At 36.3% G+C, this 14,185-nt stretch carries 9 protein-coding genes and 2 tRNA genes; 8 read left to right on the forward strand and 3 right to left on the reverse strand.

Annotated features, from left to right (window positions below):
* Positions 1-64: 64 nt before the first annotated feature.
* Positions 65-3,511, reverse strand: coding sequence for a VIT domain-containing protein (locus Q0856_RS09145; RefSeq protein WP_298504316.1), 3,447 nt, complete (start codon positions 3,509-3,511; stop codon positions 65-67).
* A gap of 100 nt (positions 3,512-3,611) precedes the next feature.
* Complete coding sequence (locus tag Q0856_RS09150; protein ID WP_298504317.1) at positions 3,612-4,628, reverse strand: WYL domain-containing protein; 1,017 nt, start codon at positions 4,626-4,628, stop codon at positions 3,612-3,614.
* A 252-nt stretch (positions 4,629-4,880) separates the two neighbouring features.
* Between Q0856_RS09150 and Q0856_RS09155 the strand changes: the two genes are divergently transcribed.
* The 8 genes from Q0856_RS09155 (at position 4,881) to Q0856_RS09190 (ending at position 14,006) form a co-directional block, all read left to right on the forward strand.
* Positions 4,881-6,266, forward strand: coding sequence for an RtcB family protein (locus Q0856_RS09155; protein WP_298504318.1), 1,386 nt, complete (start codon positions 4,881-4,883; stop codon positions 6,264-6,266).
* 25 nt (positions 6,267-6,291) lie between these two features.
* On the forward strand, positions 6,292-7,674 hold the full coding sequence (locus Q0856_RS09160) for an HD domain-containing protein (protein WP_298504319.1): 1,383 nt from the start codon (positions 6,292-6,294) through the stop codon (positions 7,672-7,674).
* Positions 7,675-7,772: 98 nt separating this feature from the next.
* Positions 7,773-8,063, forward strand: a complete 291-nt coding sequence (locus Q0856_RS09165; RefSeq protein ID WP_298478561.1) for a hypothetical protein — start codon at positions 7,773-7,775, stop codon at positions 8,061-8,063.
* 662 nt (positions 8,064-8,725) lie between these two features.
* A complete protein-coding gene (locus Q0856_RS09170; protein WP_298504321.1) occupies positions 8,726-10,117 on the forward strand; it encodes an RtcB family protein in 1,392 nt (463 codons plus the stop codon).
* Positions 10,118-10,212: 95 nt separating this feature from the next.
* Complete coding sequence (prfH, locus tag Q0856_RS09175; protein WP_298504323.1) at positions 10,213-10,905, forward strand: peptide chain release factor H; 693 nt, start codon at positions 10,213-10,215, stop codon at positions 10,903-10,905.
* Positions 10,896-11,441, forward strand: coding sequence for a hypothetical protein (locus Q0856_RS09180; protein ID WP_298504325.1), 546 nt, complete (start codon positions 10,896-10,898; stop codon positions 11,439-11,441). The genes prfH and Q0856_RS09180 overlap by 10 nt, the downstream gene beginning before the upstream one ends.
* A 391-nt stretch (positions 11,442-11,832) precedes the next feature.
* Positions 11,833-11,905, forward strand: a tRNA-Arg gene (locus Q0856_RS09185).
* Between the two features lie 1,000 nt (positions 11,906-12,905).
* The gene (locus Q0856_RS09190; protein ID WP_298504326.1) at positions 12,906-14,006 is read left to right on the forward strand and encodes a slipin family protein; all 1,101 of its coding nucleotides are present in this window, start codon (positions 12,906-12,908) and stop codon (positions 14,004-14,006) included.
* 97 nt (positions 14,007-14,103) lie between these two features.
* Here Q0856_RS09190 and Q0856_RS09195 read toward each other — a convergent pair.
* Positions 14,104-14,177, reverse strand: a tRNA-Ala gene (locus tag Q0856_RS09195).
* Between the last annotated feature and the right edge of the window lie 8 nt (positions 14,178-14,185).

Raw genomic sequence — 14,185 nt, forward strand, 5'->3', positions numbered from 1 at the left:
CCTTAACTCATGAAGCTTTTATAAATAGATAGAAAATTTTAATTCTTAATAGAAGGTATTCTTTTTAAAACCTTAAAACTCCAACCTCAAGTTCATCTTCTTCTTTATCGAGTCTTACTACTGCTATTTTACGTTCTTCGCTTGGCCTAGCGTAATTGGTAAACATCGTCACCTTTAAAACGGTTGGACCAGATATTTTCTGAACAGCATCTGCATAATAGTCTACTAAAATTTTGTATTCTCCCTTAATTGCGTCTTTTAGCATAAATTCTTCAGGTCCATAACCTTCCATCATATCTTCTGACATATGACCCCCAATTTTGGTTTCTGGGTTTTTATAGTACGCCTTTTCATCTCTTGGGTCTTCTACCCATAAATCAATATCAGTATCGTTATGATTCCAATCGATAACGATTCTTACATCCATCGACAGGTCTTTAAAATTCTCCTTTTCGGCTTTATTAAGTTTAAGCTCTTTCCCATATTTATTGACAAGTCTGGTAAGTTCAATAAAGGCAATTTGTTCTATTCCATAGAAACGTTCTTCTTCATCCTTTTCTAATAAATCCCCTTTATACAATTTGTATAGTAAATCATAACTCCTTTGTATTTCACCAGACTGCTCATACGCCAAAGCCAAATCTCTATATGACTGCGGCTCCTCTGGTCTTAATTCCAATACTTTCTCATAAACAATAGTTGCCAATTGGTATTCTTCAAAATATTCCAACTTATACGCTAAAGCTTTCATGATTTCGTGATTGTTCAATTCTACTTCCATTAGGTTGGTAAGAATTGTAATGGCGATATCATATTTTTCTTTTTTCTCAAAAAAGTCAGATACGTCAAGATAAAATGAAGGGCTATTGGAATAATCATCTCTTATATCCAGATACTTTTTATAAGCTAATTCAACGGTTGCCTCTTTTTCTAGAATCTTAATATAGGGTGTCTCTGGATTCCATGATTTTAGTTCTATTTTATCAGTTATTTCTTGATTCAATTCCTCTATCGCTTCTTGATTAGATTCCAAGCCTTCCTTTGTGGTTATAATTATAACTCCATTAGAAGCTCTAGCACCATAAATTGCTGCAGCACTTAGTGCTTTTAAAACTTGTATCTCTTGGATATCATCTGGTTTTAAGTTCAGCATCGGGTTATTTGTTGCTATTTTCCCGTCCACAATATAAAGTGGATTGCTATTATTAGACATAGAACTCAATCCCCTTACTACAACAGTTGTATTTGAACCTGGTTCCCCGGAATTTTGAGTGATTTGAACCCCTGCGGCCTTGCCTTGTAAGGCTTGAGAAACAACCGAGGTCACTGAACCGGTCATATTTTGTACTCTTTGAACACCATTCCCTACAACAACCACCTCATCTAAATGTCCGGCATCTTCTTCCAATGAAATTGAAATGCTATCCGCATCTCCGATAAAAGCATTTGTCGTCGTAAATCCGATATAAGAGAAAACAAGCTCATCACCTTCTTCGGCATTTATGTTAAAATTACCATCAAAGTCAGTTGTTGTTCCTGTCGTTGTTCCTTTTACTAACACATTCGCTGCTGGTAATGGTTCTCCTTCAATATCCAACACTGTACCAGAAATTATTCTTCTAGTCGAATCAATATTAATACTTATTCTTGTAGATGGCGGATGGCTCGTAAGACTGTCAGTTGCTATGGTAGCGTCTACATTAGCAGTATTATTTTGTGGAACAGAAGTATCTTCATTATTTGCTATTTCCTTTTTGGGTTGTTTTACTTTCTTCTTTGGATACTTGGTAGCGTACCATTCCGAAATAGCTGCGTAATCATCAAACAAATCTTCTTTTCTGTCATTTAAGTCTTCAAGGTTATCAACTTCGGCTGACTCTAAATTTTTAATCCGTTCCTTATATTCAGCTTTCAATTCCTGAGGTGGCTCAATACGATAACGCACATAATCTTCAATTCTATCTAAAATCAACATTGAGGTATAATCTGTTATCAAATGATGGCTTTTAGCAAGTGAAATTATTTTTTCTTTGTTCTCCCCTTTATTAGTATTTAAGTACTTAAGTTTTTGTTTGGCCCATAATCTTTTGACTAACTCTGTACCTTGAGATTTTTTAATTGGAACCTTGATTCGCTCAGTAACTTTTCCACCATAGCCAAATAACAGTTCTACGGAAGTTTCTTCTGAAAATCTCCCTGAAACGGAAAAATCTTTGGAAACGTATGTTTTATTCTTTGGATATACTTCCCGAACAGTATTGTTATGTTTAACTCCTAAAAATTGAAATGTTTCTTGTTTTAAAGTATTTATGGCTTCTGTTTCAGGTAACCGAACTAGATTGATATAAGTGCCGCCAGATGAAGTAGCAATTTCTCTTAGCAATTCATGATTTGCAGAAGTAGTTGAGTTGATTGTATAAATAGCTTGCTTATTCGGAATAGAGAAATCTCCAAGATTTGCTAACCCATCCGTGAACAGAAGTGTCTCGCCCGACTTCTTGAGTAGTGATTTAAACAAATTCATAGATGTTCCCCCATCATAAACAGCTTCTTTCAGTACTTTTTTCAGTCCTTCCCAATTCCCATTCTGAACCTTGAAAACAATGTTTTTGTGTATAGAATTACTAAAGGTAATATAATGCACTTCAACGTCTCTGAGGTATTCGAAATATTCTCCTAAAATCGATAGCTCTTTACTTAAATTTCTATTTCTTAATGAATAAGACGTATCCCACAGCAAGTTGATTTTTTTAGGTTTTTGTTTTAGTCTAGTGTTCGGTTTGAGTGTCTGATTTACATAAAAATAATCCCTGTAGCTTAATATTGTCTCTGTATTGTTTGTATTTAGTAGTTCTACAAGTACAGGGGAGGTTGGAGCATGATTTTGCCGTTCTAAATTTGCAGTAAAAACATCATTCTTCTTTTTAAAGAAGAAGTTTTTGTAGCTACTACTTTTTATTTTAGGCAGCATCTCTCCATTAAAAACTTGCATTTGTATTGAAAAATTATCTAAATCTGTCTTTATACCCAATGGCAGTTCATAGGTTTTATGCTGGTTCGATGTTGACAGTTCTTGCTCAAAAGTCAAAACAACATGTTTATGCTTTCTTGGTAATATGGGATATACTCTTGCCTTATAATTGTTTCCCTCCGTTTTTTCCAATAGGCCCGGGTCAATGTTCTGCCTTACAGTGCTTTCAAAAGCAACACGAGCTAATTCCTTTTCTACAATGACTGCTTCACGAAGTTTGCCGTTAACATCCATAGCAAATTGAGAAACTGATTGACCTTCTCCTAAAGGAAACACTAATTCTCCTTCCAAGGTTCTATCTAGTTCGTTGTAGAACTTCATATCGTAGGTAGTAGTGGCAAAATTACCAACGATACTTACATCTATTTTTAGACTAGTAAGTTTTAATTTACTAGAATCTTTTAGTACTATTTCCAGAGACTCTTGGGCAAAAAGCTGGGAGCATACGGACAAAAAAATGAGTGAAATTAGCTTTTTCATGGTTGGTCTGTTTTATTGTTTAATGTAAAACTCGCTCTAAATTATCTTTTATAAAACAGGCATTGAGGGAAAGAGTACTTTGGCTTAGGGAAGTGTAAAGCTAACTTTTGCTATACAGACTTATAGCTTTTTCCAATTTCTTAGCAATTCGCTTGCGAAGTCTTTCAGGTTGAATTACTTCAATAGCATCACCAAAACCCAAAATCAAACGTTCCAATTCAAAGTTGATTTTCACTTTGATATTTACTTCAACACTTCCATCTTCATTTTCTTTTTCAATAATCTGTGAATGATGTAAAGGTTTAGTGACGACATAAGGAGCATTGTATTTGTCAATCCATAATTTAATATTAGAAGCCCGTTCCCCTTGGTTAACGGTCACACCTACTATGTCTTTATAAAAGCTGTCTGCATCAAATTCATAGTTGGAATATGGAGTTGTGAAATCATAGTCAATGGAAATGATTCGGTCAAGGGCCAGATTTACTATGCCCATGTTCTTATTTCCCATCCCAATCAGAAACCATCTGTTGTTAAATTCCTTCAATAAACAGGGGTGAAAAGTAATTACATTAGCCGTAGCAGCTTTAAAAGATTTATACTCTAATTTCAAAACCACCTTTTTCTGAATAGCTTGATAGAGTTCGTCAAGCCAATGGAGTCCTTTGAGATTCTCGTTTTTATCTAAATGAATAATGGAGGATTGATGCGTCTTCTCCGTATATACTTTATCTTCTAACCGTTGAATAATTCCACCCAGTTCTGAAAACAAAGAAAAATCTTTAAACTGCTTTAGCATTTCCACCGTTTCGGAAAGCACATTCATGTCGTTCTCGGTTATCGGGATATCTGTAATGGAATAATCCTCATCTTCGTATTTGTAATACTTTCTATCATAAGCAACAATTGGAGCATTGTAACCTAGTTTATCACCGCGCATCAACTGAATATCGAGTTGCACGGTACGTTTACTTACGTTCACTTCCCTACCCTCGTATTCGTGTAGGGCATCTGAACAGGCCTCTATCAAATCATTCAGAGTCCATTGCCGATAGTTATTTTGAAGGCATTTGTCAATAGTTTTGTATCGGATTAGAGCGTTTTTGTTTAGGGCCATTTAGGAGTATTTTTAATGAAAATACTAAATCAACCTATACTACGCAAAATAATTGCGCACATGAATCGCAAGTTTGTACCGGAATCATAAAGAAGCCGGTTCACCGACTTCATGTAGCGCTCTGCCGAACGCTTGGAATCGGCAGAGCTAATTAAAAGGAATTATGAAATGAGCCAAAACGGATTGGCTAATATTATCCGATTTCCAAAGGCGAATTGCATCTGACCTTTGAAAAATAATAAGAATCGACAGATGAAAAATAAAGTAAACATTACAGGAAAAGAATTAATCGATTTAGGTTTTCGTTCAGGAAAATGGTTTCCAGAAGCCATCGACTATATAAACACAAACCAATTAGAAGGTGAAGCTATGCTCGAGTTCTTAGAGCAATATCGCTTACCTCCTATGGTAAACTTACATGCAACTGCTGCTGAATTTGCTATAAACATCAAAGCAGAAAACCAATTGGAAGAAACCAATGTTAACTCCGTGGTAGAATCTATGAAGGTTTTAATGCGTACGCCTACGGTAGTCAATGGTGCAGTTATGCCAGATGCTTGTCCGACTGGTCCTTCAGGAACAATTCCTGTTGGGGGTGTGGTAGTCGTAAAAAACGCCATCCATCCAGGTATGCATAGTGCAGATATTTGTTGTTCTGTAATGTTGACTGATTTCGGAAAAACGGACCCAAAACTAGTTTTGGATGCTGCGCATTCCGTAACGCATTTTGGTCCTGGTGGAAGACCACGTGGAAAACAATTTCAGCTGACCGAAGAACTATTAGCTGAGTTCAAGGCCAACAAATTATTGAGTGCCGATAAAGACATAAGTCTCGCGAAGGAGCATTTAGGTACACAAGGTGATGGTAATCACTTCTTGTTTGTGGGTATTTCAGAAAAAACGGGTAATACTATGATGATTACGCATCATGGTTCAAGAGCGCCTGGTGCCAGATTATATAAAAAAGGAATGCATATAGCTGAGCGATTCAGAAAAGATTTATGCCCTGCTGCCTTAAAACAAAATGCGTGGATTCCTTTTGAAACGGAAGAAGGACAGTTGTATTGGAACGCTTTACAAACCATAAGAAAATGGACAAAGTTAAACCACGAATGTATTCATAATGCCACTTTAGAAGTTTTGAAGATGGAAGCTGAAGACCGTTACTGGAATGAGCATAACTTTGTTTTCAAAGATGGAGATTTGTTCTATCATGCTAAGGGCGCCACTCCTTTGGATGCGAAATTTATGCCTGATATTACTGGGCCTAGATTGATTCCTTTGAACATGGCTGAACCCGTTTTAATTGTCGAGGGTAAAACAACCGCAAACAATTTAGGCTTTGCACCACATGGTGCTGGTAGAAATATGAGCCGTACGCAACACAAAAGAAACAACGCCGATTTTACAAAAGAAGCATTGTTTGATATAGAAACAGAAGGCTTAGATGTACGTTTCTTTTCTAAAGAGATTGACATTTCTGAATTACCTAGTGCTTATAAAAATGCACAAACAGTTCGTTCTCAAATGGAAGAATATGGTTTAGGAGAGGTTATAGATGAAGTACTGCCTTATGGCTGCATTATGGCTGGAGATTTTCAGATCAATGCGCCTTGGAAGAGAAGGAGGAAGAAATAAAAATTAATTTAGACAAAATAATACTATGGAAAATTCACAAAATACAAGGCATACAATCTTTGAAGAAGAAGCTTTCCAAAGATTATTAAAAGAAATAGAACAGAATAATGGAACAGCTATGTTGATAGGTGGAGCCGTTATTGATAACATCAATGGATTAGAAGTAAAAGATATAGATATTGAAGTTTATGGTCTTTCCTATGTACAACTTGTTGAGTTGATAGAAGGTTTAGATATGAATTGTAATCTGGTAGGTAAATCTTTTGGAGTTATAAAAACAGTCATTGCTAATTTCGAAATCGATATGTCAATCCCTAGAAGAGAAAATAAAGTAGGGATAGGTCACAAAGGATTTACCGTTGAATTAGATGCGAAAATGACGCCAAAAGAAGCAGGTAAAAGAAGAGACCTCACTATTAATAGCATGTATCTAAACTTACATACTGGAGAATTGGTGGATCCATATAATGGGTTGGCAGATTTAGAAAAAGGAATACTTAGAGCCACGAATGAACATACTTTTATAGAAGACCCTTTACGAGTTTTACGTATTATGCAGCTTTTACCTAGAAAAGGTAAATTAGTAGCAAAAGAAACGCTAGAGATTTGTAAAAAAATGGTTGAATTTTTTTCTGAATTACAAGCGGAACGCATTTTTGTAGAGTGGGAAAAGTTATTACTAAAAGCTGAAAGACCTTCTATTGGATTAGAGTTCTTAAAAGCTTCGGGTTGGTTAAAACATTTTCCTGAATTACAAAATTTAGTAGGATGTCCACAAAATCCTATTTGGCATCCTGAAGGAGATGTTTGGGTGCATACTTGTATGGTTATAGACAATGCGGCTAAACTAAGAGATTTGGTGCCTGAGGATTGGCGGTTAACTTATATGTTTGGTGCATTGCTACATGACATTGGAAAACCATCAACCACCACACCAGAACTAACGGCTAATGGGCATGATGTTGCAGGAATTCCTTTAGCTGAAACATTTATGAAAAGAATTACTAATAATAAGTCACTTATAGAAAGAGTGAGTACAATTGTTGGGTTACACATGAGAGCAGGGCAATTATTTAATTCTAAGGCCAAAGAGTCTGCTTGGAAACGTCTGCATAATAAATGTAGGTTAGATATTTTAGGATGGCAAAGCAAAGCTGATTCAGCGGGAAGAACTGGTAGAAATGTTATGTTAGATAAGCATGGAGCATCTGAAAAGTGTTTTGAGCTATTTAAAGAATTTGGTAAAAAAGAGATTCAACGTGTTATTCTGGGTAGAGATTTAATTGCTTTAGGTCTAAAACCATCCGAAAAATTCGGAGTGATTTTAGACGATTGTTATAAAAAACAACTTGATGGTGCTAGTCGAGAAGAAATTCTACTTAACCTAAAAAATGCTTCTTTAAAATAATTTTTGCACCTTTGCAGTAGTTCATTGAAATAGTTCTTTTGAAATCTTTTGGGAGATATGTAAGCCAAGAGTTGGTTTGCATAACTTTTAAAATTTAAATGATGAATTGGAAAATTCAAAAATTGCAAGATGGTGAGACTATCATTTCAAAAGAACCTGGTAATTCTATGTTACCTATACTAAAATCTAAACAACCTGTTAGGCTTGCGCCAATAAGTTGGGAAAATTGTAAGGTAGGTGATATTGTATTCTGTAAAGTACGTGGAAATGTATTTACGCACCTTGTAAAAGGAAAAAGTGACAAACGCGGTTTACTCATTGGTAATAATAGCGGTAGAATTAACGGATGGACCAAAAATGTGTATGGTAAAGTAATAGAAATATTATAGGCATCATACCACATTTTATTCTTTAAATTTTAAAAGTAAATCATAAAAACAAAGTACATGCTAAATCATTTTAATCACATACCGGACGCTAAAAAGCTAAAATTGCATCGAATTGATGGGTAGATACTATTGAAAACAGATACATAACTAGAGCGTCCAAGATATTGGGCGCTTTTTTTATGTAAATTTTTTAGAGAATTCTCAAAATTCTAAAAGAATGCCATTTGAAAGCTAAGCATTTGAAAAACAGCAAATTGATGAATAATGCTGCTATCTGTTAACTAACGGACAGGCTATCTTATGTCTAAATTTAACCGCAAACAATTGATTGTCAGTAATTTATATTTAATTTTATTTGTGTAATTCAAATATCCGTTTTAGATTTGCACCAGAATTAAACAATAACATTTTTAACTGAAGTATATATGACAATTTCAATCACATATCAAAAAACACTACAAGCACCAGGTGCAATTGTAGTGTCGCTTCAGGACTTCATACACGCATAGCGCTACTCGCAATATGATAGAAAGTCCGAAGCTCCAAAGTTTCGGACTTTTTTTATGCCCTTCTTTTTCGAGGCACAACTTTCCGAATTAACATATCAAATCTAGTATGGTTTCCATAAATGGAACAGCCATCCTATTCCTAAAATTAAAATCATGGGAAAGAAATTAAGCGGAAAAGACCTAATTAAATTGGGATTTCCAAAGAACAATAGTATCAACATTACATTAGGTCAAATCAATCGGTATCACAAACGAGTAAAGAAAGAACAGATACTGAGAGAAGCCAAAAAAGTATTGTTACATCCTGAAAACTATAAAGGTGATGGGGTTTGGGGTAAGATTGCTGAAAGTTTGGTAGATCCTGTAATAGTGAAAAAGCATGCACTCAAAGCGGTACGCGCACCATTTCATATTTATGGTGAAAATGAAATTGAAGAACAAGCCAAGTATCAATTGTATGATGCCTTAAAACTTCCAGTTTCTGTTGCCGGCGCATTGATGCCAGATGCACATTCTGGTTATGGTTTACCCATTGGTGGTGTTTTGGCAACGAAGAATTCGGTGATTCCTTATGGAGTAGGCGTTGATATCGGTTGTAGAATGTGTTTGACTATTTATCCTATTCCAGTCTCTTATCTGAAAGGAAAGAAACATCAATTGTCGAACATCCTTTCTGAGCATACCAAATTCGGAATGCGAGAAACGCATCAAATAAAACATGACCATGAAATCTTTGAAAGAGATGAATTTAACGACATCCCTTTGGTAAAAAGATTGAAAGACAAAGCCTATAAGCAATTAGGAACCTCAGGTGGAGGAAATCATTTTGTCGAGTTCGGAAGTGTTTCTATAATGGATGCAAAAAACGAATGGGGATTAAAATCTGGAGAATATCTAGGCATATTATCTCACAGCGGTTCACGAGGGTTGGGTGCAAATATTGCAAAGCACTATACCTATTTGGCAACTAAGCAATGTCCGTTACCAAAGCAAGTACAACACTTGGCTTGGTTAGATTTAAATACGCACGACGGGCAAGAATATTGGTTAGCTATGAATTTAGCTGGCGATTATGCAACCGCATGTCATGATAATATTCACAAGCGTCTGGCCAAATTAATTGGAGAAAAAGCGGTGGCAAAAATTGACAATCATCACAATTTCGCTTGGAAAGAAGAGGTAAACGGCGAAGAATGCATTGTGCACAGAAAAGGAGCTACACCAGCAGGGAAAGGAGTATTGGGGATTATACCTGGCTCAATGACCGCTCCTGGTTACATCGTAAAAGGTTTGGGTAACAAGGAGAGTTTACACTCTGCTTCCCACGGTGCAGGACGTCTTTTTTCAAGACGAAAGTGTAAAGAAACGTTTACTCGCAGCGAGATTAAAAAGCAATTAGACGCAAATGAGGTAAGCCTTATAGGTGGAGGAATTGATGAAGCACCAATGGCCTACAAAAACATTGAAAAGGTCATGGCAAATCAACAAGAATTGGTTGAAGTACTCGGAACCTTTACACCCAAAATAGTGCGAATGGATAAATAACAGATAGTAGTTAGCGACGGTATTCATAAAGCATATTGAAAACCTAAGATTATTGGAATACTAATGCTGGCTACTTTTTTTTAAAGAAAGAAAAAATGGAAAAAATAATACAAATAACAGCAGGAAGAGGCCCAGCAGAATGTAGCTGGGTTGTTTCCCAAGTGCTTAGGAAATTCTTGCAAGAAGCCAAGACTGAAGGGTTTCAGTATGTCATCTTGCAAAGAGAAAAAGGCAATCAAAATGGAACGATACAATCAGTCAGCATCCGCTTGAAAGGGGCAACCCTAGAAGTTTTTTTAGCTACTTGGTTAGGAACAATTCAATGGATTGGCAACTCAACTTTTCGAAAATACCACAAACGTAAAAACTGGTTTATCGGAGCTTTCGAATTGAAATTGCCACAGCATTCTGAAATATGTGACAGAGATATCTCTTTTCAAACGATGAGAAGTGCAGGTCCTGGTGGTCAGAATGTAAATAAGGTAAACTCAGCCGTACGGGCAATTCATACCCCCACAGGAGTACAAGTAGTTGCCATGGATAGTCGTTCGCAACATCAAAACAAAAAACTTGCGATAGCCCGATTAAAAGAAAAAGCAAACGAGGCTAACATAGAAAAGCTTAAAGAAAGGATGACGGACCAATGGGAAAATCATCTGAATATAGAACGCGGAAATCCGGTCCGGATTTTTAAAGGAACCGATTTCAAACACCAAAAAGAAAATAAAAGCTTTAAACCAAAACGGCAAAAGCTAAAAAACGATTTAAAACAACAAAAATGGGACTAACAATAGCCGATACCTATTATTTAAAAGCAAAGGCGGCATCTGGTTATGATTGGGACGAAGTTTGTGAATCACTGAACTACGCCCTGTCCTACGATGAAAATCATTGTGCCTCCCTTTGTCTTTTAGGTAAAGTTTATGCTCGAAATTTGAATCAGTATTCGGAAGCATTCGATTGCTTTGATAGGGTGATAGCAATTGATACTTATAATATAGATGTATACCCATTATATGCTAAGTATTTAATCTGGGCGGATGAAAATGAAAAGGCGTTTCGATTAATTGAATTTGCTCTTTCTATAAAAGGTATAGATAAAGCTCAGCTGTACTGTATTTCGGCCTATGCATTAGAAACAAATGGAAATTATAAGGTTGCGCTGCAACATTTAAAAGAAGCAAAAAGACTTACCTATAACAATGACTATATGTTTTATATAGTTGATGAAGAAAATAGAATTAAAAAGAAATTGAAATTGGATAAATCTAAAGCACAAAAGAAGAAATTATCAACTAAAAAAAGGAAGAAAAAGAACAAATAGTAGTAACAAAACGTTTAAAAATAACATCTTTGTAAACAAATGACACCGAGAGAGTTACATATCATCCAACAAATAGAGCTTTGGCTCTTCTATTTTCGCTCAGAATATAGTGAGCGAAACGGACGCTATGTGACTTTATCCAACAGTTGATTCTATGAAATAACTCGATTAAGCGATAAAATGAAAGCGTCCAATTACAATTGGGCGCTTTTTTTGTGGAATAATTTTAAACAATTGAATGAGAAGTAAAAAAATACAAAACTAGATAGTTGAATTACGAAACAATTGATATACAGGCGATTGTAGCACATATTCGAAATGCTTTTCTGCATTCATGAGCAACGATTTATAAAATAAAGAATAGGCGAACTAATCCTGTCTGTTCCACCATAAGAGTATAGTTCAATTGGATAGAACGCTGGGCTACGAACCCAGAAATGCGAGTTCGAGTCTTGCTACTTCTGCTAAAAACAAAAGAAATCTGAACTACGCATAATAATTGCGTAGTTATGTTTCAGTTTTGTGAAGTAATTGGAAAATACCTCTTTAGCTTAAAAGGAAGAGCTGTGGTAAAAGATATTGATCGTAGCCACGGAGTGATTGGAAGATGTTGTTAGCGGCGTGCCTGCTAATGAATAGAATTTGCAGAAGCACCGAAATAGTCAAGTACCAAAGTAGGGAAGCGCATTTATAGCCAATCTGTTCGTTTCGACGAAAGTGCCAGTTCGAATCTGGCAAGAGGTACAAAGTTCTTTGAAAAGAAATTTCTGCTTAGGCAGGATTAACAATATCAAGCTGGTCTTGTTGGGTGTTTCTGTAGGGCACTATTGTATGAAGTTTTACTGAGAAGTATAATGTCTTCATGTATAACTTGACTTGATGGTTTCGATTGTTTACCAAAAAACAATCTCCGCGCTGTGGGTCATGGGTTCGAATCCCATCGGTTCTGAAAAGAACCGTAGTTCAGAGGTTAGAACAACAGACGTAGGTGTCATGGGTTCGATTCCCATCAGGCTTGAAAACCTGTAGCTCAGTTGGTAGAGCACTACACTTTTAATGTAGGTTATGGACTGAAAATCCATTTTCAACAAGAAGGTCACTTGTAAAAAGACCACCGGATGGTCACTCCGTATAATTGACAAAAACAGTAGTTGTACATCGGTCATTATTTCCTAAAGAGGAGTAAAGACAATCATGAAGCTACTTTGAAATGGTGATTTTTTTGATGTGAAAGGCAAATCCTTTTTTAGTCATCCTTCCTTCTGGAAAACTGATAACAATTTTATTAGTAAGACAATCGGATGCATGCTATAAAACGAATTGTAACGAGTATCAAAAACCAGTATTTCCGTATCAGAAAGATGATATGCCCCTGCTGTTTTTTTAAATAGAACAAATAGTAATACATGATAATAGTTTAACCCGTTCGTCCGTCACTAGACTGGCGGACACAAATTTTAAGTAATGAAAAGAGTAAGAATTAATGCAGGAAAAGTAGGTTTGGTCTTCAAAAGAGGCGATTACCAAAAAGTAATTACCCAAGGTACACATTGGGTAGGTTTTAGAAATGTGGTTATGATTTATGACCTTACCAAAGCCTTTGTTGCTCCTATAGCATTAGAAATCTTGCTACAGGACCAAGATTTGGAAGCAATGTTGCATATCATCGAAGTTAAAGATGCTGAACTGGCTTTGGTTTCTGAAAACGGAAACTTGAAGCAGGTCTTGACAGCTGGTAAGTACGCTTTCTGGAAAGGTTTGATCAACTATGAGTTCGTTATAGCAGACTTGAGTAAAATCTATATCACTGAGGCTATTACCAAAGCGATGTTGAGCCATACACAATTACTTCCTTACGTTCGTGTTTTGGAAGTTGCCGCACATGAAAAAGCTGTTCTTTTGGTTGATGATGTTTATATCAAGACTCTCGAAAGTGGTGCTTACCATTTCTGGAAAAATGATATCTCCATCAAAATCGCCAGAGCGGATATGCGTCAATTGCAATTGGAGATTTCTGGTCAAGAATTGTTGACAAAAGACAAGGCTGCTATTCGTATCAACTTCTATACGCAGTATAAAGTTATAGATATCGAAAAGGCCTTGCTAGGAAGCAAAGACTACGAGAAGCAATTGTACATTGCTATGCAGTTGGTATTGCGTGCCTATATCGGCACCTATACGCTAGATGAACTTCTAGAGCGAAAAGAAAGCATCGCGGAAGCGGTATTTGCAGATATCAAAACGGATACTACACAATTAGGTGTTGAAGTTCTGAGCTGCGGTATCCGTGATGTAATCTTAACTGGTGAAATGAAAGACATAATGAACCAGGTTTTGGTGGCTCAGAAGAGAGCTCAAGCGAATATCATTACCCGGCGTGAAGAAACGGCGTCGACCCGAAGCTTGCTGAACACCGCAAAACTAATGGAAGACAACGAAATGCTCTTCAAGCTGAAGGAAATGGAATACGTTGAAAAGATTGCCGAAAAAATCGGTGAGATTACCGTCTCCGGTAACGGAGGTATGGTAAAACAATTGAAGGAGATTTTCTCCGTCAATAAGTAGGTTGGTTGGAATGCGTCAGTGAGAACGGGCGCATTTTTTTATAAATCTAATTTATAAAATTAAAACCATCACTAATCCAAGAATAGTGATGGTTTTGTGGAGAATACCGGAGTCGAACCGGTGACCTCTTGCCTGCCAGGCAAGCGCTCTAGCCAGCTGAGCTAATCCCCCAAAAAGGA

It is taken from the genome of uncultured Maribacter sp., from assembly GCF_947496775.1.
In the GTDB taxonomy this organism is placed as follows: domain Bacteria; phylum Bacteroidota; class Bacteroidia; order Flavobacteriales; family Flavobacteriaceae; genus Maribacter_B.